18 protein-coding genes are annotated in these 20958 nt (G+C 68.8%); 13 read left to right on the top strand and 5 right to left on the bottom strand.

Annotated elements, in window-relative coordinates; translation table 11 throughout:
* Positions 1–49: 49 nt before the first annotated feature.
* Together HALNA_RS18785 and HALNA_RS18780 are read right to left on the bottom strand one after the other, a co-directional pair.
* On the bottom strand, positions 50–2428 hold the full coding sequence (locus HALNA_RS18785; RefSeq protein ID WP_049937910.1) for a DEAD/DEAH box helicase: 2379 nt from the start codon (positions 2426–2428) through the stop codon (positions 50–52).
* Positions 2429–2709: 281 nt separating this feature from the next.
* Positions 2710–4167 (bottom strand): MATE family efflux transporter, encoded by a 1458-nt coding sequence (locus HALNA_RS18780; RefSeq protein WP_049937909.1) that lies wholly within the window; start codon positions 4165–4167, stop codon positions 2710–2712.
* Positions 4168–4300: 133 nt separating this feature from the next.
* On the opposite strand from HALNA_RS18780, the gene HALNA_RS18775 reads away from it, so the two are divergent.
* The gene (locus HALNA_RS18775) at positions 4301–5302 is read left to right on the top strand and encodes a DUF5784 family protein (protein WP_049937908.1); all 1002 of its coding nucleotides are present in this window, start codon (positions 4301–4303) and stop codon (positions 5300–5302) included.
* Positions 5303–5333: 31 nt separating this feature from the next.
* Here the strand turns inward: HALNA_RS18775 and HALNA_RS18770 are convergent, their stop codons facing one another.
* Complete coding sequence (locus tag HALNA_RS18770; RefSeq protein WP_049937906.1) at positions 5334–5618, bottom strand: DUF5789 family protein; 285 nt, start codon at positions 5616–5618, stop codon at positions 5334–5336.
* A gap of 145 nt (positions 5619–5763) precedes the next feature.
* Here HALNA_RS18770 and HALNA_RS18765 point away from each other — a divergent pair, with 145 nt between their 5' ends.
* Both HALNA_RS18765 and HALNA_RS20755 read left to right on the top strand, forming a co-directional pair.
* Complete coding sequence (locus HALNA_RS18765) at positions 5764–6555, top strand: PHP domain-containing protein (protein ID WP_049937905.1); 792 nt, start codon at positions 5764–5766, stop codon at positions 6553–6555.
* Positions 6556–6580: 25 nt separating this feature from the next.
* Entirely contained in the window at positions 6581–6745 is a 165-nt protein-coding gene (locus HALNA_RS20755; RefSeq protein WP_169719066.1) for a DUF6757 family protein, read from the top strand.
* Positions 6746–6766: 21 nt separating this feature from the next.
* On the opposite strand, the gene HALNA_RS18760 is transcribed toward HALNA_RS20755, so the two are convergent.
* Positions 6767–7312 (bottom strand): DedA family protein, encoded by a 546-nt coding sequence (locus HALNA_RS18760; protein WP_049938125.1) that lies wholly within the window; start codon positions 7310–7312, stop codon positions 6767–6769.
* A 157-nt stretch (positions 7313–7469) separates the two neighbouring features.
* On the opposite strand from HALNA_RS18760, the gene hemB reads away from it, so the two are divergent.
* From hemB to HALNA_RS18710, 10 genes are all read left to right on the top strand, one after another.
* The gene (gene hemB / locus HALNA_RS18755; RefSeq protein WP_049937904.1) at positions 7470–8450 is read left to right on the top strand and encodes a porphobilinogen synthase; all 981 of its coding nucleotides are present in this window, start codon (positions 7470–7472) and stop codon (positions 8448–8450) included.
* Positions 8451–8751: 301 nt separating this feature from the next.
* On the top strand, positions 8752–10401 hold the full coding sequence (locus tag HALNA_RS18750) for an ammonium transporter (RefSeq protein ID WP_049937903.1): 1650 nt from the start codon (positions 8752–8754) through the stop codon (positions 10399–10401).
* Between the two features lie 118 nt (positions 10402–10519).
* On the top strand, positions 10520–11854 hold the full coding sequence (gene hemL, locus HALNA_RS18745) for a glutamate-1-semialdehyde 2,1-aminomutase (protein ID WP_049937901.1): 1335 nt from the start codon (positions 10520–10522) through the stop codon (positions 11852–11854).
* 51 nt (positions 11855–11905) lie between these two features.
* The gene (hemC, locus tag HALNA_RS18740; RefSeq protein ID WP_049937900.1) at positions 11906–12991 is read left to right on the top strand and encodes a hydroxymethylbilane synthase; all 1086 of its coding nucleotides are present in this window, start codon (positions 11906–11908) and stop codon (positions 12989–12991) included.
* The gene (locus HALNA_RS18735; RefSeq protein ID WP_049937899.1) at positions 12988–13764 is read left to right on the top strand and encodes a uroporphyrinogen-III synthase; all 777 of its coding nucleotides are present in this window, start codon (positions 12988–12990) and stop codon (positions 13762–13764) included. The genes hemC and HALNA_RS18735 overlap by 4 nt, the downstream gene beginning before the upstream one ends.
* A gap of 46 nt (positions 13765–13810) precedes the next feature.
* Positions 13811–15211 (top strand): single-stranded-DNA-specific exonuclease RecJ, encoded by a 1401-nt coding sequence (locus HALNA_RS18730; RefSeq protein ID WP_157573623.1) that lies wholly within the window; start codon positions 13811–13813, stop codon positions 15209–15211.
* A gap of 90 nt (positions 15212–15301) precedes the next feature.
* Positions 15302–15637 (top strand): DUF5783 family protein, encoded by a 336-nt coding sequence (locus HALNA_RS18725; protein ID WP_049937897.1) that lies wholly within the window; start codon positions 15302–15304, stop codon positions 15635–15637.
* Between the two features lie 25 nt (positions 15638–15662).
* Positions 15663–16037, top strand: a complete 375-nt coding sequence (locus HALNA_RS18720) for an iron-sulfur cluster biogenesis protein NfuA (RefSeq protein WP_049937896.1) — start codon at positions 15663–15665, stop codon at positions 16035–16037.
* A gap of 114 nt (positions 16038–16151) precedes the next feature.
* Positions 16152–16562 carry a PPC domain-containing DNA-binding protein gene (locus HALNA_RS18715; protein WP_049937895.1) on the top strand — a complete coding sequence of 137 codons (411 nt, stop codon included), beginning with the start codon at positions 16152–16154 and terminating at the stop codon, positions 16560–16562.
* Positions 16559–20644, top strand: a complete 4086-nt coding sequence (locus HALNA_RS18710; RefSeq protein WP_084510116.1) for a DNA-directed DNA polymerase II large subunit — start codon at positions 16559–16561, stop codon at positions 20642–20644. Before HALNA_RS18715 ends, HALNA_RS18710 begins: the two co-directional genes overlap by 4 nt.
* Before the next feature lie 66 nt (positions 20645–20710).
* Here the strand turns inward: HALNA_RS18710 and HALNA_RS18705 are convergent, their stop codons facing one another.
* Positions 20711–20941: a YgaP family membrane protein gene (locus tag HALNA_RS18705; RefSeq protein ID WP_049937894.1), complete on the bottom strand. Its 231-nt coding sequence runs from the start codon at positions 20939–20941 to the stop codon at positions 20711–20713.
* Positions 20942–20958 lie beyond the last annotated feature (17 nt).

Raw genomic sequence — 20958 nt, 5'->3', positions numbered from 1 at the left:
GGTCTAGCGATCCACCGGTAACCCGTTACAATAAACACTATGAGAGCGCTCACTCGACGGCAACCGTTTGCTCGGCCACGAGTGGCCGGATTGGCAGGTCGGGGAAGGTCACTTCCACCGTGAACTCCAGTTGGTCCGCATCGGCGCCGAAGACCCCGACGGGAGCCGTCGTCACGTCCGAGAGATACGTCTCTTTCTCGTGCATCTCGACGCCGTTGACGGTGACGCGGACGCCGACGCGGGCGCCGCCGCCCTCGTTTCGCACCCGAACCTCGCACATTCGGCTGTCGCCGGCGGCGACGGCGTCGGGCACGTCGCCCCAGTCGACCGAGACGGCGGGGAGGTCCGCGGCCGATTCGACGACGCGTTCGGCGACGCCCGCGGCGAGGCCGGCGCGTTCGAGTTCGTCGGTCCCCGCGGCGACGATATCGGCGGGTCGGGAGAGCCCGCCGGTGGCGAGGGTGCGCGCACGGCCGGCGCCGACGCCGTCGACGGCGGTGAGCGAGACGGCGTCGCGGCTGACGCCGTGTTCGATCCGGGCTTCGAGACGGCGGGCGAGGTTGGCGGCGCGCGCGCCGGCGAAGCGGGCGAGGAACTCCCGGAGCGCCGCGAGGAGGCGGAGCGCATTCCGGCGGATGATCCACGCGTCGCTCCGCAGGTCGGCGGGGACGGAGTCGCTCGTACTCGCTCGGAGGATGGCGAGCACTTTGCGCGTGCCGTCGTCGAGGTGGTCGCGGTCGACGGCTTCGCCGTCTCCACGAGGCACCTTCGGCGCCTCGCTCCCCAGAACGGCGTCGACGGCGTCGGCTTCGGACTGCCGGGCGGAGACGGAGTCGAACTCGGCCGCGGCGGCGACCGTTTCGAGGACGGCGTCGGTGTCGATCCGATCCCGGTCGGCCAGGGCGTGGAAGGCTTCCGCCGTGGAGAGCCGGAGGTAGTACTTCGAGGCGAGGCGGCCAAGCGGCGTCGAGTCGATGGCGAGATCCGACCCCATCTCGACGAATCCGCGGTCGACGAGCGATTCCAGCGTCTCGCGCACCCGGTCACGGAGGCCGTCGAAGTCGTAGGCGTCGGGTTCGGAGGCGGCGCGGACGTAGTAGTACGTCGTCTCCAACCAGTCCATCACGTCGTCCAAGTCGCCGATGGTGCCCATCGCGAGTTCGGCGTTGAGATGGGCGTCGAGGTCGGCCGCGAGGTGGGACTCGATTTCGGTCCCTTCCCGCAGGAGACGGCGGTATCGGTCGGCGTCGGCGCGGTCACAGACCACCCAGCCGTAGCCCACGTCGTCGTAGCCGGGCCGGCCGGCGCGGCCGAGCATCTGCAGGAGGTCGAGAGGGCTGATGTCCACCTCGCCTTCGAGCGGATCGTGGTACTTGGTGTCGCGGACGATGACACAGCGGGCGGGGAGGTTGACCCCCCACGCGAGCGTCGAGGTGGAAAACAGGATGTCGATCTTTCCCTCCTTGAACCACGCCTCGATCCGGTCGCGGTCGTCCTTCGAGAGGCCGGCGTGGTGGAAGGCGACGCCGTCGAGGACGGCCTTGTGGAGGCGGTCGTCGCTCAGTTCGCTCGCCTCGTTGTGGAAGTCGTAGTCGCCGCGGGCGCCGATGGGTACGTCGCGTTCGGCGAGTTCGTCGCGGGTCTTGGCGGCAGCGCTCACGGCGTCCTGTCGCGAAGCGACGAAGACGAGGGCCTGGCCGTCCTCGCGGACGTGGGGTTCGGCCAGGTCGAGGGCGCGGTAGAGCCGGCGGTACTTGTCGGCGAAGGTGTTCTCGCCGTGGGAGTAGGTCTTGACCCCGGTCTGGAGGTCGACGGGGCGGTAATCGTCGCCGAAGACGAAGGTGGCCTCGGGCGGGGCGTCGAGCCACCCCGCCACGTCTTCGACGTTCGGCATAGTCGCGGAGAGCGCGACGAAGCGGGGGTCACAGAGCCGGCGGAGGCGGGAGACGGTGACTTCGAGGACACCGCCGCGGCGCTCGGAGTCGAGGAGGTGGACCTCATCGACGACGACACAGTCCACGTCGGTCACGAAGTCGTAGCGCCGGGAGTCGTGTTTTCGGGTGGCCGAGTCCACCTTCTCGGGCGTCATGACGAGCACGTCGGCGTGGCGGGCGCGCCGCGGGTTCAGGTCGCGTTCGCCCGTGACGACGTAGACGGAGTAGCCCATCTCCTCGAAGCGCTCCCACTCGCTCTCTTTCTCGTTGGTGAGCGCGCGCATGGGGGCGATAAAGAGCGCGGTGCCGCCGTCGCGGAGCGTCCGGCAGATGGCGAGTTCCGCGAGTGCGGTCTTGCCGCTCGCCGTCGGCGCCGATGCGACGACGTTGTGGTCCGTCTCGACGAGGACGGGCAACGCCTCCTGTTGCATGCGGTTGAACGATTCGAAGTCGAAGGCGTCGGCGAACTCGGGGACGGCGTCGGCGACTTTCACGTGGTCGGCACCTCCGGTCGGGGACGAGCAACGTGGACGCCGTACGGAAGCATAGATGAGACGGGGGACCGGGGCGTCAAAGGCGTTTCCGTCGGGGGCGAGGGAAAGTCGGCCGGACCGTCGGAACCGGGTCCTCGCCCTCGGCGACTCGACATCGATGCCGAGGCGACGGCCGGTACTGACGGACGATACTCAGTATCATAGTGTTTATTATAACGGGTTACCGGTGGATCGCTGGACCGTCTCGGCTACCCACCGGCACTGACTTACAATAAACACTATCAGTCGGTGGGTTCGGGGTCGGCGTCGACGGCGTCGTCTCCCTTCTCGGACGCGCCCACGTCCGCGAACAGCCCGCCCCGGACCGCGCGGACGTAGTACGCTCCCACCCCACCCGCGGCGACGACGTTCGATCCCGTGACCGCCCAGAAGACGGCGGGCATCCCGAGGTCGAGGCCGGGGGCGACGGTCACGCCGAGCAGTGAAACCGACGCGGTGGCGGGGAGGGCGAGGGCGGCGACGGGCAGGCGCACCGCCCAGTATTTCAGCAGGTCGGCGACGAAGCTCGTCCGGGTGCGGCTGGCGCCGTTGAACCCCGCGAGCAGGGCGTCGACGGCGCCGATGGCGGGGTAGCCGTAGGCGAGGATGGTGAGATACTGGACGGTGAGCGCGAGGCCGTCACCGGAGAGGTTCGGAACGAAAATCCGGGCGATGGAGCCGGGAACCAGCCACTGGACGACGCCGAGGCAGGCGAGAGCGCCGGCGGCGACGACGACGCCGACGCGGGTGGTCCGCCGGGCGCGGTCCGGGCGGTCGGCGCCGACGTTCTGGCCGACCATGCTCTGTGCCGCCTGGCCGAGGCCGCGCGAGGGGAGGACGGCCACGCTGGCGACGCGGGCACCGACGGTGTAGGCGGCGAGGCCGGCGGCGCCGCCAGCGAGGGCGACGACGCCGACGAGGAGGACGCGAACGCTCTGACTGGCGACCTGGCGGCCGGTGATGGGCGCCCCGACCGAGAGCAGGTCACGGAAGTCGGCCGTGGTGAGCGCGAGGTGGCGGCGCGCGAGGGACATCCGGGGGCCGAGCGCGAGTGCGAGCGCGAGCGAGAGGCCGGCGGCGTAGCCGGCGACCGTCGCGAGTGCCGCGCCCCGAACGCCCAACCGGGGAAAGAGCCACCAGCCGAAGATGAGAAACGGGTCGAGGACGACGTTGACGGCGACGGTAGCGACGTTGATCCAGAGGGAGGCCCGCGAGTCGCCGCGGCCGACGAAACCGGCTTCGAGGGCGTCGCTCGCGCCCGCGAGGGGGAGGCCGAGTCCGACGACGGCGAGGTAGACGGCGGCGAGTGGCGCCACCTCGGGACCGGCACCGACGAGGCGGACGACGGTGTCGGCACCGAGGAAGACGCCGGCGCCGACGAGGGCGCCGACGACGAGCGCGAGGACGAAACCGTGGACGACCAGGCGGCGCGCGCCGTCGTCCGCGTCGGCGCCGACGCGCTGGGAGACCAGAATCTGCGTGCCGACGAACGGGGTGACCAGGAGGGCGAAGCAGACGCCGAGGACGGGGACAGTGAGGCCAACGGCGGCGACGGCCGTCTCGCCGAGGCGGCCGAGCCAGAAGGTGTCGATCACCTGCTGGGCGACGCGGACGACGTTCTGGGCGACCAGCGGGAGCGCGAGGGCAACGAGCGTGCGCGGAATCGATCCCTCGACGATGGCGTCCCGCTGGTCGTTCATCGATGCGACAGGTTCCGGAACCATCATGAAAGGCGTGTCGGTCGCGGCACCGACACGGGCGGTGTCCCGATGCTCGGCCGGCGGTACTGACGGGCGACGAACAATATAAACGGTGTGAGCATCTACGGCCATCGTGGCACGACCGCTCCGGTTTCGACACGCCCCTGGCCGATGGACGGAGGGCCGCGTCCGCGCCGAGGTGTTCGACCCGCTCGACGCCAACCTCGGCGCGACGTGGAACCGTCCGTGGTTCAAACCGCCCGACGGGTACGACGCCCGCCGCTTCGATGTCGACAACGGCGACACGGCGCTGTTTTGTTGGAGCGACGGCGAGGGCTACTGGCTGGGCAACACCGAGACGCCGTCGAGCCTCTGGCGCACCGAGAAGTACGGGTTCACCGAGGTGCCGACGCCGGTGGCGGAGTGGGCCGAGCGCGAACTCCGCGCCGAACTCCACGAGCAGTCGCCGTGGCTCGAACCGTACCCCCACCTGTCGTGGTTTTTCCTCCCTGTCTTCCTCTCGAAGGACGGCCGGTGGACGACCCGCGAGTTCTTCGCGGACCACGCGGGGGGCTTCCCGGACGCCGACCGCGACGACGTGCTCGAATTCTACGAATCGTTCCTGGCGACGGGTATCCTCGACGACTATCGGGAGACGATGGCCGGGAAACTGGGCACGTCCGAACGGCTGGACCTGACGCGGATGGCGGCGACGATGGGCGAGTTCCACGCCGCGAAACTCCTCGTCGACGCCGGCTACGACGTGGTGCCCGAAATCGAGGTGACGACGGGCCACTCCATCGACTTCCAGGCACGGGCGCCGGACGGGCAACACCCGCTCGTGGAGGTGACGCGGCCGCTCCCGCCGAACCGCCGCTCGGCGGGAACACCCGTCGCCGCCGTGCGCGACACGGCGAAGACGAAGACGGACGGCCAACTCTCCGATCACGCGGGCGGCGTCGTGTTGTTCGTCGACTGCTCGTCGTTTCCGGACGACGACTGGTTCGCCGTCAGAGACGCAGAACCGGAAGTCGGCCACCGACCGGCAGTCGTCTACCGCACCCGGCCGGACGGCCGCGTGGCTGGCTACACGAAAGGATCGGTCCCGCTAGAACTGGAGTCGGTGCTGTCGTAGCGGTCGAAGCGGGAGACGCTTGCGGGGACGACTAGAGCGACAGCGGCGTCGGGCCGCTCTCGCCGAGGGCCGTCGGGTCGCGGTCGCTGTAGAAGCGTCGACCGATGGCCTTGTGACCGACGGCGGAGCGGACGGAGAGGCGGACGTCCTCGGGGGACTCGAACTCCTCGGTGCCGAGGCGTTCGAGCACTTCACCGACGCGCTCGGTTCCGCGCTGGAGCTCGAGCTCGTGTTCGCCGTGGTCGGCGATGATTTCGTCGGTGGTGATCGGGAATTCCAGGGCGTCGATCATTTCGCCAGTGCCGTTGAACTTCATCAACAGGTCCAACACGGTCGATAACTATAATGGTTTTCCATTTACGACCTTAGTCCGATCCAAGTCCTTAATTGTCCTTAATTGAGAATTGTTCACACGAGACAGGGGTCGCAAGGCATATCGGCAGGGGTAGCGAGGGAAGTGTATGGATGTCATCGCCGACCTCCACGTACACACGACGGCATCCGACGGTCGGCTGACGGTCCCCGAACTCCCCACCGCGGCGCGGCGTGACGGGGTGGACGTGGTCGCCGTCACCGACCACGACCGCCTGCATCCGGACCTCGACGCGCCCGTGACGACGCTCGACGGCGTGACGGTGATCCGGGGGATCGAACTGCAGGTCGAGACGGCGGCGGGGCGGGTCGACCTGCTCGGCTACGGCGTCGAGGAGACGGCGGCGCTCCGGGGCGAACTTGATCGCCTCCAGACCGATCGGATCGAGCGCGCCCGGCGCATGGCCGACCGGATCGAGGACCACGTCGACGTCTCCCTGGAGGTGGCGTTCGAACCCGGCGTGGGACGGCCCCACGTCGCCCGTGCCGTCGACGCGAGCCCGGCCGACTGCGACTACGCGGGCGCGTTCGAGCGATTCATCGGCGACGACGGCCCCTGTTATGTCTCGCGTGACGTGCCGAGCGTCGATCGAGGACTCGATCTCCTCTCGGACGCGTGTGCGGTCGTCTCGCTCGCGCACCCGTTTCGGTACGCGGACTCCGACGGGGCCCTTGAACTCGCGGCGGATCTCGACGCTATCGAGCGGTACTACCCCTACGGTCGCCCGGTAGACGGGGCGCGACTCGACGACGTGATCGCGGCCCACGACCTGCTGGTGACGGGAGGGAGCGACGCCCACGATCGACGGCTCGGCGTCGCCGGACTCACCGCGACGGCGTACGCGCCGATCGCGTCACGTCTGCCGGATGCGCAGGGTTAAACTCGTGGGAGCACCAAGAGAGGGTATGCACTGCCACTACTGCGATCGCGAGGCCGCCTACGCCGCGGAGAAGGAGGGTATTCGCGTCGGCCTCTGCGAGAGCCACTTCCGCGAGCGCTTAGAGGAGCTCGCGGAGTCCGACGATCTCGCCGCCCTGCGCGAGAAAATCGACATCGATCGCACCGAGTAGTCCCCCCGGTCGCCGCCTTCCCTACAGTACGGTTCCGAACCAGAGATACAGTGCCGCGAGGATCGACTCGAAGGAGAGCGTACCGAGTGCCGACAGGAGCACGAACCGCCGGTCGTCCATCCCCGCGAGGCCGGCGGGCACGGTCACCATCCCGCGCGTGAACAGGAGCGTGTTGCTCACGGGGACGACGACCGGCCCCCAGCGGTCGAACCAGCCCTCGAAACGTTCGAGGGCGTCGTCGCTGACGCGGAACCACCGCGACCGAAGGAGTCGCTCGCGGCCGGCGCGTTTCGCCAGCGTGAACAGCGCGTACTGGCCGACCGTCGCGCCCCCGACGGCGACGGCGACGACGAGCACGGCGGTTTCGACCGAGCCGCCGAGGAGGACGAGCGCACCCGGCACGACGAGTTCGCTCGGGACGACATACAGCAACATCGCCCCTTCGAGAACGAAGACGCCGAACAGGACGAGCAGGCCGTAGTCCGCGGCCAGCAGGTCCCGGAGCGCCGTGGGCAACTGCGAAACCTGGAGCGGGGGTAGCACGGGTGGGTCTGGGCCGTGGGGCATCATAGCGGTTACTGATGGGGATCATCGTGACTGTCCACGGATTCCCACCGGGACGGTCCGGCGAGAACCGACGATACGGGTCGGTGTCCCGGCGCATCGACGGCACGTCGTCCCGCCGAACGACGGGGTTTTGGGCGTCCCGGGCGAGACGTGCGGTATGCACTCGACCGACCGACCACGCCGGCTCCGCCGTGACGGCGTCCGTTCACTCGTCAGCGAGATCGACCTCCGAGCGAACGATCTGATCGCCCCCGTCTTCGTCGACGCGACGACCGACGAACGGGTGCCTATCGAATCCATGCCCGGCCACGAACGAGTCCCCGTCGACGAGGCGGTGGCACGCGTCGAGGAGGTCCTAGAGACGGGCGTCGAAGCCATCATCCTCTTTGGCATCCCCGAGTCCAAAGACGCCGAGGGATCACGCGCGTGGGCGGAAGACGGCGTCGTCCAGCGGGCGACCCGCGCCATCGCCGCCGAGACGGACGCGACGGTCATCACCGACGTCTGTCTCTGTGAGTACACCGATCACGGGCACTGTGGACTGCTGGAGCCGGGGGCACGGGAGGAGCCGACCATGACCGTCGACAACGACGCGACCCTCGACCTCCTCGCGCGGACCGCCGTCTCCCAGGCCGAGGCGGGCGCCGATATGGTCGCCCCCTCCAGCATGACCGACGGGATGGTGGGGGCCATCCGGACCGCCCTCGACGACGCCGGCTTCGAGGACGTGGCGATCATGTCCTACGCCGCGAAATACGAGAGCGCGTTTTACGGTCCCTTCCGTGACGCCGCCGACGGCGCGCCGGCCTTTGGCGACCGGCGCCACTACCAGATGGACCCTGCGAACGGCCGCGAGGCGCTCCGGGAAGTCCGCCTCGACGTGGAACAGGGCGCGGACGTGCTGATGGTGAAACCCGGCCTCCCCTACCTCGACGTGGTGAACACCGTCCGCCGTGAGTTCGACCGACCCGTCGCGGCCTACAACGTCAGCGGGGAGTACGCGATGCTCCACGCCGCGGCGGAGAAGGGGTGGCTCGACCTCGACGCGGTGGCGCGGGAGTCCCTGCTCTCGCTCAAGCGGGCGGGCGCCGACATGATCGTGACGTACTTCGCCGAGGACATCGCGCCCGACTGCTGACCGCCCGGCGCGAGACCCGGCGTTTAGTGGTTTTTCCCTGACACTACATTCGAGCACTTTCTCGGCAAAATAAGGCGAGATGCTGGCTGTTTTACGACCTTATACAATCCTTATCCGCTATTAAATCGGACGAACATCCACGACAGAGTCGTTATTGAGACATTTGTAAACGCCAACCCTTATACTATGCCGTAACAGTACGTTCTATCGCGACACAGAGAACGAACATGCAGGAAGCGATACAAAACACGAACGTCTGTCCAAGTAACGAACGCGAACTACACACGGTGGAGGTGGGCGGATGCTGACGCCGCTCCAGATCGATCCAGCCGCCCTCGCGTCGGGGGTCAACAACGTCTGGGTGCTGACGGTCACGTTCCTGATCTTCTTCATGCACGCCGGCTTCGCCATGCTGGAGGCGGGGCAGGTACGCTCGAAGAACGTGGCGAACCAGTTGACCAAGAACATGCTGACCTGGAGCGTCGGCGTCATCGTCTACTTCCTGGTGGGTGCGGGCGTTTCGAGCATCGTCGGCGGCGGCGCAAACCCGTTCGGCTACATCGCCGGCGGCTCCGACGCCTGGATCGGCTGGCTCTTCGGTGCGGTGTTCGCCATGACTGCGGCGACCATCGTCAGCGGGGCCGTCGCCGGCCGCGCGAAACTCCGCGCGTACGTCACGTACACCATCCTCCTGTCCGCGGTCATCTACCCGGTCGTCACCGGCCTCACCTGGGCCGGCGGCTTCCTGACGACGATCGGTCCCGGCTTCCAGGACTTCGCGGGCGGCATGATCGTCCACGGGATGGGCGGCATTGCCGGCCTCACGGCCGCGTGGGTGCTCGGTCCGCGGATGGATCGCTACAACGAGGACGGCTCGGTGAACATCATCCCCGGGCACTCGCTCACCTTCGCGGTGCTGGGGACGCTCATCCTCTGTTTCGGCTGGTACGGCTTCAACGTCGGCACGGCCGCGTCCGTGTTCGTCGTCGAGGAGGGTAGCGTCGCCCTCGGTGCCTTCGCCGACACGGTCGGCCGCGTCGCCCTGACGACGACCCTCGGCATGGCCGCGGGCGCCATCGGCGCCGCGACGGCCGCCCTCGCCAAGACGGGGAAAGTCGACACGCTGTACGTCGCGAACGGGATGCTCGCCGGCCTCGTCGGCATCACGAGCAACACCAACGCCATCACCTGGGTGGGTGCCCTCGTGATCGGCATCCTCGCCGGCGCGCAGCTCCCCGTCGTCTTCGAATTCATCGAGAAACGGCTCAAGATCGACGACGTCTGTGCGGTGTTCCCGGTTCACGGCTCCGCGGGCGTCCTCGGCGCCGTGCTCTTTCCCATCTTCGCCATCCCCGGCTACTCGGTCAGCTTCGTCGGCCAGATCGTCGGCGTCGCGGTCATCGCCGGCTGGACCATCGTCGCGACGGCGATCGTCTTCGGCGTACTCAAGCTGATCGGTCAGGCCCGCGTCTCGCCCGAACACGAGCGTGAGGGTCTCGACGTGGCCGAACACGGCGTCAACACCTACCCCGAGTTCGGCGACCCCGGTGCCGACGTGATGGCCGACGGCGGCAACGACATCATCCGCACCGACGGTGGCGACGACCGCGACATCAAGATGGTCGTCGCGATGCTCCGCCCGGAGAAACTGGGCGACGTGAAACAGGCCATCGCGGAAGTCGGTGCCCCCTCGATCACGGTGACGAACGTCTCCGGCCGCGGCTCACAGCCCGCGAAGAAAGGGCAGTGGCGCGGCGAGGAGTACACCGTCGACCTCCACCAGAAGGTGAAAATCGAGTGTGTCGTCGCGGACGTGCCCGCCATGGACGTGGCGGAGGCGATCCGCGAGGGCGCGAACACGGGCGAACCCGGCGACGGCAAGATATTCATCATGCCCGTCGACGAAGCGGTGCAGGTTCGCACCGGGAAGACGGGTCCCGACGCGGTCTGATACGAACGGCCCTACGTTCCGCCCCGAACCGGAGTGCGGTAGCGACCGAGCACCAACGGTCCGGCGATTCCTTTTTCGAAACCCCACATTCTTTTCGTAGCGGCGCACAGCGGTAGGCATGAGCCACGACGAATCGCGGGACCTGTACGACCGGGCGCTGTCGGTGTTGCCCGGCGGCGTCAACTCCTCGGTCCGGGCGTCGATGCCGTACCCATTCTTCGTCGAACGCGGCGACGGCGCGCACGTGATCGACGCCGACGGCAACCGCTATCTCGACTACGTGATGGGCTACGGCCCCCTGCTGTACGGCCACGACCTCCCCGATCCCGTCCAGGCGGCGGTCCAGTCACACGTCAGCGCCGGCCCCATGTACGGCGCACCGACCGAAGTCGAGGTGGATCTCGCGGAGTTCGTCGCGCGTCACGTCCCCTCGGTCGAGATGCTTCGCTTCGTCAACTCGGGGACGGAAGCGACCGTCTCGGCGGTCCGCCTCGCCCGCGCGTACACCGGGCGTGACAAAATCGTCGTCATGCAGGGCGGCTACCACGGCGCCCAGGAGTCGACGCTCGTCGAGGGCGGGCCGGAGGGCGCCCACCCCTCGTCGCCCGGCATTCCCGACTCCTTCGCCGACCACACCATCCCGGTGCCGTTCAACGACCCCGAGACCATCACCGACGTGTTCGAAGAACACGGCCACGAGATCGCGGCGGTCCTCACCGAACCGATCCTCGGCAACATGGGTGTGGTGATGCCCGTCGACGGCTTCCACGAAACGCTTCGGGAACTCTGTGACGAGTACGGCTCCCTCCTCGTCTTCGACGAGGTGATCACCGGCTTCCGCGTCGGCGGCCTCGGCTGCGCCCAGAGCGAGTTCGGCGTCACGCCCGATCTGACGACGCTCGGGAAAATCGTCGGCGGGGGCTTCCCCGTCGGCGCCGTCGGCGGCCGGGCCGAGATCGTCGAACATCTCACCCCCGGCGGCGACGTGTTCCAGTCCGGCACCTTCTCGGGCCACCCGGTGACGATGGCCGCCGGCCTCGAAACCCTGCGCTACGCCGCCGAAAACGACGTATACGACCACGTGAACGCCCTCGGCGAGCAGTTGCGCGCGGGGATCACGGACATCCTCGAGGAGCGGGCGCCGGAGTACACCGTCGTCGGCACCGGCAGCATCTTCAAGACGATTTTCACCCGCGAGGGGCGGGGCGGGCCGGACCGCTGCGAGGCGGGCTGTCGCCAGCGCGAGGGCTGCCCCAACTTCGAGACCTGCCCCAAGACCGGCGCGGACGTGGCCGCCGCCGAGACCAACCGCTGGGAGCGCGTGTTCTGGCAGGAGATGAAAGCGCGCGGGGTCTTCCTCACGGCCAACCAGTACGAGGCGCAGTTCGTCAGCTACGCCCACACCGAAGCGGACGTCGAGCGGACGCTGGACGCCTACCAGAACGCGCTGTAGCCGCGACGCGCGAAGAGGCGAGTTTTTTAGTCTCGGGGGCGACCCCCCGGTATGAGCACGCGCGGGACGATACGGCTAGCGACGCGCGGGTCCGACCTCGCCTTGCGGCAGACGGCGAGCGTCCGCGACCGCCTCTCCGCCCGACGCCTCGACGTCGAGACGGTCGAGGTGTCGACCCGCGGCGACGAGATTCGGGACGAACTCATCCACCGCCTGGGGAAGACGGGCGCGTTCGTCCGCGCACTCGACGAGCAGGTTCTCGACGACGACGTGGACGCCGCGGTCCACTCGATGAAGGACATGCCGACCGAGTCGCCGCCCGAACTGGTGGTCGCCGGCGTGCCGGAGCGCGCGCCCGCGAACGACGTACTCGTGACGCCGGACGGCGCGGACCTAGACGACCTGCCCGAGGGCGCCGTCGTCGGTACGTCCTCGCTCCGTCGCGGCGCGCAGTTGCGCCGCCACCGCCCCGACCTGCAGGTCGAACCCCTCCGTGGCAACGTCGACACTCGGCTGGAGAAGCTGCTGGCGCCGAGCCTGCAGCGGGAACACCAGCGGCGGATGGACGCCGAAGACGAGGACGAGGGCGAACATCCCGACAACTTCGACCAATCGGTCGCGGCGTGGTTCGACGACCGCTCCGAACTGGAGCGGCGGGCGATGGAGCGGGCGGTCGAGACGGAGTACAACGCCATCGTCTTGGCGGAGGCGGGACTGGCCCGGAGCGACCTGCTGGACACCGCGGCGACGACGCGGCTCCCGACGGAGTCGTTCGTCCCCGCGCCGGGACAGGGCGCCATCGCGGTGACGGCCCGTGGCGACGCGGAGGCGGCGGAGACGATCCGTGACCTCGTCGACGACCCGGTGACGCGCGTCGAGACGACCGTCGAGCGGACGGTCCTCGCCGAACTCGGCGGCGGCTGTATCGCCCCCATCGGCGTCCACGCTGTCGTGCAGGGCCAGTACGTCCACGTGACGGTGCAGGTGCTCGCACTCGACGGGACGGAGGCGGTCGAACGCACCGCCGACCTCCCGATCACGGCCCACGTCGAAGCGGCGGTCGACCTCGCGGCCGACCTCCGTGAGGCGGGGGCGGCCGAGTTGATCGACCGCGCACGCGAGGAGGCCGAGGAGTGAGCGAGCGCGGTCGTCCCCGCGTCGCCGTCTTCCGCCCCGCCGACGAGCGCATCGAGACGGCCCGGACGCTCCTCGACGGCCTCGGCGTCGAGGCGGTGGCCGACCCCATGCTCGCCGTCGAGCCAACGGGCGCGACGCCCGAGGCCGCCGCGTACGTCGTCTTCACGAGCAAGACGGGAGCGGAACTCGTCGCGGACGCGGGCTGGACCCCCGGCGACGCGACGGTCGTCGCCATCGGTCCGAAGACGGCCGACGCCCTGCAGGCGGCGGGCTACACCGTCGACCTGGTGCCCGACGAGTTCTCCTCGACCGGCCTGGTCGAACTGCTCGCGGAGCGGGTCGGCGAGGAGCCACGCTCTTCGGGGGAGCGGCCAGCGGCCGACGACACGAGCGTCGAGGTGGCCCGGAGCGACCACGGCAGTCCCGTCCTCCTCGACGGCCTGCGCGACGCGGGCGCGGACGTGCACGAGACGGTCCTCTATCGCCTCGTGCGCCCCGAGGGCTCGGGCGAGTCGGCCGACCTCGCCGCCGCCGGTACCCTCGACGCCACCTGTTTCACCTCCTCGCTGACGGTCGAACACTTCCTCGACGCCGCGGCGGCGCGGGGGGTTCGCGACGAGGCGATTGCGGGCCTGAACGACGCCGTCGTCGGCGTCATCGGCGAACCGACGCGGGCAACGGCCGAGTCGCTCGGCATCGACGTCGACGTCGTGCCCACGGAGGCGACGTTCGAGGCGCTGGCCCGCGAGACGGTCGCGCACCTCCGCCGATAGCGGGGGAGTCGAGGGTTTATGAGCGATGGCGACCGATCCCGGACCGATGGCAGGGCCCGTTCCCGAACTCGCCGACCGGGCAGTGGCGTGTGCCGACCGCCTCCACGCGGCCGACTCCGTCCTCCTCGCGTCGCATATCGACGCCGACGGCCTGACGAGCGCCGCCGTCGCCGCGACGGCGCTCGAACGTGCGGGGGTTCCGTTCGACGTCGTCTTCGAGAAGCAACTCGACGAGGCGGCCATCGCCCGAATCGCCGCCACGGACCACGAGACGGTCCTGTTCACCGATTTCGGGAGCGGCCAACTCGACGTCGTCGTGGAGTACGCCGACGCCTTCACCCCCGTGATCGCGGACCACCACCAGCCGGCTGACGCCGACACCGAGTTCCACTGCAACCCCCTGCTCGAGGGACTGAACGGCGCGAGCGAACTGTCGGGCGCCGGGGCGGCGTACTGCGTGGCACGGGCGCTCGGCGGCGACGTGAACCGTGACCTAGCCGCTCTCGCCGTTGTCGGCGCCGTCGGCGACATGCAGGCCGGCGTCGACGGCCTCACGGGCGCGAACGAACGTATCGTCGCCGACGGGGTCGCGGCGGGCGTCCTGCAGGAGGGGACGGACCTGGCGATGTACGGCCGGCAGACCCGCCCGCTCCCCAAACTGCTTGAGTACGCGAGCGACGTGCAGGTGCCGGGGATCAGCGGCGACGAGTCCGGGGCGGTTCGTTTTCTCTCCGAACTCGATCTCGATCTCCGGGCGGATGGGGAGTGGAAGCGGTGGGTCGACCTCACCGACGACGAGCGCCGGACGGTGGCGAGCGCCCTCCTCAAGCGGGCGGTGGCGAGCGGCGTCCCCGCCGACCGCGTGAACGACCTGATCGGGACGACCTACACCCTCACCGCCGAGGCGGAGGGAACGGAGCTACGCGACGTGAGCGAGTTCTCCACGCTCCTGAACGCGACGGCGCGCTACGACCGCGCGGACGTGGGGCTCGCGGTGTGTCTCGGCGACCGGGGCGAGGCACTCGACCGCGCCCGGACGCTCCTGCGCAACCACCGCAAAAACCTCTCTTCGGGGCTGGAACTCGTGAAATCGGAGGGTGTGCAGACCGAAGAGCACGTCCAGTGGTTCGACGCGGGAACGAAGATCCGGGAGACCATCGTCGGCATCGTCGCCGGGATGGCGCTGGGCGCGGACGGCGTGGATCGGGACCGGCCCATCGTCGCGTTTTCGGCCGCGGGTGACGACGAGGTGAAGGTGTCCGCCCGCGGCTCCCACGCTCTCGTTCGTCGGGGACTCGACCTCTCGGCGGCCATGCGGGAAGCGGCACGGTCGGTGGGTGGCGACGGCGGCGGACACGACGTGGCCGCGGGTGCGACGATTCCGGCTGGCGAGCAGGAAGCGTTCGTCGCGGCGGTCGACGACGCCGTCGCGGCCCAGTTCGGGTGAGGACAGTAGTGTGTCGGGACCGATGACCAGCCGTGACGGGCCGCATTCGACGACCGTCCGACTTTTGCCCGGTGGAGGGTAAGGACGGTCATGGCCGATTTCGACCCCGAGAAGTTCGAGGACAAGTACGCGAACTACTTCACCGAACTCCAGCGCGCGTACAAAAACGCCTTCGAGACGATGAACGATCGATTCGACTCGGATCTGGTTCACGCCATCGACCAGCAGGTGTTGAACGAGTCGGAACCGTTCTACGAGGACGACGAGTTCCGGATCGAACTCCCGGAGAACCCGACCGAGCGGGTGACCGCGGTGATCGTCGACGAGGAGAAGTTGGAGGCGACGCTCGACCGCTACGTCGACGAAATCGAGGCGGAGTTGCGGGCGGTGTTCGGCCTCGACGACGCCGACGAACCAAAGGCCTAAGCCGGTCGATATCCTTGTTTCGCGTATGAGTACCGACGCTCAGGACGCCGACGGCGAGGACGACCTTCGCGAGCGCGTGACGAACTTCCTGCGGCGCAACTTCCCGCAGATCCAGATGCACGGCGGGAGCGCCGCCATCCAGCACATCGACACCGAGACGGGCGAAGTGAGCATCCAGCTCGGCGGCGCCTGTTCCGGCTGTGGCATCTCCCCCATGACGATCCAGGCGATCAAGAGCCGGATGGTCAAGGAGATTCCCGAGATCACGAAGGTCCACGCCGACACCGGCATGGAAGGCATGGGCGGCGAGGGCGGCCACGGCGGCATGGAGCCCTCGTTCCCCGGCGAGACGACCGACGACGACTCGGGCCGCGACGAAGGCCCGCAGGCCCCGTTCTAAACGCGCTACTCGTCCGCTCGCGGCTTTTTCGACCACGCGATCAGCGGCGGTGCAGTCGGCGGACCGTGACCCGTCTGAAGGAAGGTTTAATCCACACCCGTCCGTGTCGCGTCTATGGACGCTCGTGAACTCGCCGTGAGCGCGGAGTACCGCATCGTCGTCGAGGAGGGCGACGACTGGCGGGAGGCGATCGAGGGGGTCGCCGACGCCGAGGGGATCACGTCGGCGTGGTTCACCGGCACGGGGACGGTGACGGACGCGGACGTGTGGCAGTACGATCCGGCGACCGCACAACACCGCGCGGTCCGGTTCGACGAGTCGCTGACGGTCGCCGTCTGCGTCGGCGGTGTCTCGACCGACGGCGACGGCCCGGCCGCCCGGCCACACGCCGTCCTCACGCGGCCGAGCGGGCAGGCCGTCGGCGGCTATCTCAACGCCGCGACGGCCGTCGAGGGGACGCTCCACCTCCGGGCGTTCGAGGAACCTGACGCGTTCGATCGACCGACGGGGACGACCGAGCCGTGACGCCAGACGACGAGCGCTACTTCGAGCGTATGGAAGCCCGACTCGACCAGGCGTTCGATCGGGCGGAGCGGGCGCGAGCGCAGGGCGCCGACCCGACCACCGAGGTCGAAATTCCGGTCGCTCGGGACATGGCCGACCGGGTGGAGAACATCCTCGGCATCGACGGCGTGGCCGAGCGGGTCCGGGAACTCGACGGGCAGATGAGCCGCGAGGAGGCGGCGCTGGCGCTCGTCACCGACTTCGTCGAGGGCACGGTCGGCGACTACGACACCGACGCCGGCAAGATCGAAGGGGCAGTCCGGACGGCCGTTGCCCTCCTGACCGAGGGCGTCGTCGCCGCTCCCATCGAGGGCATCGACCGGGTGGAAGTACTTGCGAACGACGACGGCACCGAGTTCGTCAACGTCTACTACGCCGGGCCGATCCGCTCGGCGGGCGGGACCGCCCAGGCGCTGTCGGTGCTCGTCGCCGACTACGCCCGCTCGCTTCTGGGCATCGACGAGTTCAAACCCCGAGACGACGAGATCGAGCGGTACGCCGAGGAAGTCGGCCTCTACGACTCCGAGACGGGGCTCCAGTACACGCCCAAGGACAAGGAGACGAAGTTCATCACCGAGCACATGCCGATCATGCTGGACGGCGAGGCGACTGGCGACGAGGAGGTGTCGGGGTTCCGTGATCTGGAGCGGATCGACACCAACTCGGCCCGCGGGGGGATGTGTCTCGTCCTCGCGGAGGGGATCGCACTGAAGGCGCCGAAAATCCAGCGCTACACCCGGGAACTGGACGAGGTGGAGTGGCCGTGGCTCCAGGACCTCATCGACGGGACCATCACAGAGGGTACGGACGAAAGCGAGGACGACCACGACGACGCGGCGGACGGCGACATCGACGACGATCCGGAGCCGACGGGGCCACCTCGCGTCGATCGTTCGACGAAGTTCCTGCGCGATCTGATCGCCGGCCGGCCGGTGTTCGGCCACCCGTCCGAAGCGGGGGGCTTTCGCCTCCGGTACGGCCGCGCCCGCAACCACGGCTTCGCCACCGCGGGCGTCCACCCCGCGACGATGCATCTCGTCGACGACTTCCTCGCGACCGGGACACAGATCAAGACCGAACGGCCCGGGAAGGCGGCGGGCGTCGTCCCCGTCGACACCATCGAGGGGCCGACGGTCCGACTGGCGAACGGCGAGGTGCGCCGCATCGACGACCCCGCGGAGGCGCTTTCGGTCCGCAACGGCGTCGAGGAGATCATCGACCTCGGCGAGTATCTCGTCAACTACGGCGAGTTCGTCGAGAACAACCACCCGCTCGCACCCGCCTCGTACACGATCGAGTGGTGGGTCCAGGAGTTCGCGGAAAGCGACGCGGACGTGCAGGCGCTCCGGGACGATCCGCGCGTCGCCCTCGACGACCCGAGGGCGGCCGAGGCGCTCCGGTGGGCGACCGAGTACGACTGCCCGCTGCATCCGGCGTACACCTACCTCTGGCACGACGTGAGCGTCGCGGCGGTGGACGAGTTGGCCGGGGCCGTCGCGGGGGGCGACGTGGTCGCCGTCGAGAGCGACGGGGGCGTCGGGGTAACGGGAGCAGCGAGCGAAACCGGCGCTGATGCCCTCGTCGTCGAGGCGACCGGCGACGTGCGCCGGACGCTCGAACGCCTCCTCGTCGAACACGTGGCGACCGACGACACGCTCCGAATCACGGACTGGCGGCCACTCGCCCGAACCCTCGGCGTGACGACGGATCTCGACCGCGAGTGGACGCTCGAGGACCTCCCACCTGCCGCACGGGAGTACGACGGCGGCGACAACGCCATCCGCGTCGTGAACGAGGTGGCGCCGTTTACCGTCCGGGAGCGGGCGCCCACCCGCATCGGCAATCGGATGGGTCGGCCGGAGAAATCGGAGTGTCGCGACCTCTCGCCCGCGGTGCATACGCTCTTTCCGATCGGCGAGGCGGGCGGGAGTCAGCGCGACGTGGGCAGCGCGGCCCACGCCCACACCGAGGAGGGACGGGGCGTCGTGAACGTCCAGGTCGGCCGGCGGTCGTGTGGCGACTGCGGCGCCACCACCTACCGGACACAGTGTCCGGACTGCGGCGCCCACACCGAGCCCGTCTACGAGTGCGAGTCCTGCGGACAACTCGTCGACCCGGACGAGTCCGGGCGCGTCCACTGCGACCGCTGTGAGCGGGACGTGACCAGCGCCGAGTGGCGACGGCTCGAACTCGGCGAGCGATATCGGGAGGCCCTCGACACCGTCGGCGAGCGCGAGGCGACCTTCGAGATTCTGAAGGGCGTGAAGGGGCTCACGTCCGCGAACAAGACGCCCGAGCCGATGGAGAAAGGCGTCCTCCGCGCGAAACACGGCGTCAGCTCGTTCAAGGACGGCACCGTGCGCTACGACATGACGGACCTGCCGGTGACGGCCGTCCGACCCGAGGAACTCGACGTGACCGCCGAGGACTTCCGCGAACTGGGTTACGAGACGGATATCGACGGCGACCCGCTCCGCTTCGACGACCAACTGGTCGAACTCAAGGTACAGGACATCGTGCTCTCGGACGGCGCGGCCCAGCACCTCCTGCAGACGGCCGACTTCGTCGACGACCTGCTGACCGAGTTCTACGACCTGCCGCCCTTCTACGAGGTCGAGAAGCGCCAGGATCTGGTGGGCGAACTCGTCTTCGGGATGGCGCCACACACCTCCGCGGCCGTGGTGGGGCGCGTCGTCGGGTTCACGTCGGCGGCGGTCGGGTACGCGCATCCGTACTTCCACGCGGCGAAGCGGCGGAACTGCTTCCATCCGGAGACGAAGGTGTGGTATCGGGACGAGAACGGCGCGTGGCACCACGAGCGGATCGAGCGGCTGGTGGAGGAGCGGCTGACTGATCCGGAGACGGACGACTTCGGGACGCTCGTACAGGAACTCGACGGCGACGTGCACGTGCCGAGCATCGACGACGGCGGCGAGCAGGTACTGAAACCGGTCGAGGCGGTGTCGAAACACCGGGCGCCGGATCATCTGGTCGAAATCGAGACGCGGAGTGGGCGGGCGGTTACGGTGACGCCGGATCATGAGATGTTGCGGTGGGACGACGGTATCGAGCGCGTCGAGGCCCGGGAACTGACGGTCGGTGACGAACTGCCACCGCCACTCGATAGGGAACCGACCGCTGACACCAATCGCTCGCACCTCGAAGCCGACGGCGGGAGCGGCGACAGCGACGAGGTCGAAACCGTTCGGATCGTTCGATCGACGGTCGAGCACACCTACTGTCTCACCGTCGCCGACACCCACACGCTCTACGCAAACGATATCCCTCTCGCCCAGTGTGACGGCGACGAAGATTGCGTCATGCTCCTCATGGACGGCCTGCTCAACTTCAGCCAGGAGTTCCTGCCCGACCAGAGAGGTGGTCGCATGGACGCCCCCCTCGTCATGTCCTCCCGGATCGACCCGACCGAAATCGACGACGAGGCTCACAACATGGACGTGGTTCGGGAGTACCCCCTCGAATTTTACGAGGCGACCCGCGAGATGGCCGACCCCGAAGCGGTGGATATCGAAATCGCGGAGGCGTCGCTGGACACCGAGACGGAGTACCACGGCTTCGATCACACCCACGACACCTCGAACATCGCGCTCGGTCCGGATCTGTCGGCGTACAAGACGCTGGGGTCGATGATGGAGAAGATGGACGCCCAGCTAAATCTGGCCCGGAAGCTCCGCGCCGTCGACGAGACGGACGTGGCCGAACGGGTCATCGAGTACCACTTCCTGCCCGACCTGATCGGCAACCTCCGGGCGTTTTCGCGTCAGGAGACCCGGTGTCTGGACTGTGGGGAGTCGTACCGGCGGATGCCGCTCTCGGGGGACTGCCGGGAGTGTGGCGGCCGCGTCAACCTGACCGTCCACGAGGGGTCGGTCAACAAGTATCTGGACACCGCCATCCAGGTGGCCGAGGAGTTCGGCTGTCGGCCGTACACCAAACAGCGACTCGAAGTGCTCGAAAAGAGCATCGAGAGCGTCTTCCAGAACGACCGGAACAAGCCGTCGCGGCTGGACGACTTCATGTGAGTCGGCCTCGAATCGATCACCGGGGACCGGGACGGCGACGGCCGCGTGGCGATTCCGGGTGAGCGGCTACGTCTCGTTCCGGCAGGAGTTCCGCCCCAGTACGGCGTTGATCGGACAGCGCCGTGCGCCGACGGTGGCGAACATGACGGCGGCGACGAGGAGCGTCGCGGCCGCGACGACGATCCGACGGTCACCCAACCCGCCGCCGTAGACGACGACGGCCATCGACGAGAGCAGGGCGAGGGCGCCGAGGACCACCCGGACGGTGCGGTCGGTGCCGCCGACGTTGGGTTCCATAGGAAACGATGGGCGCC

This window comes from Haloplanus natans DSM 17983 (genome assembly GCF_000427685.1).
GTDB lineage: Archaea > Halobacteriota > Halobacteria > Halobacteriales > Haloferacaceae > Haloplanus > Haloplanus natans.
This window is presented reverse-complemented; position numbering and strand designations above follow the sequence as displayed.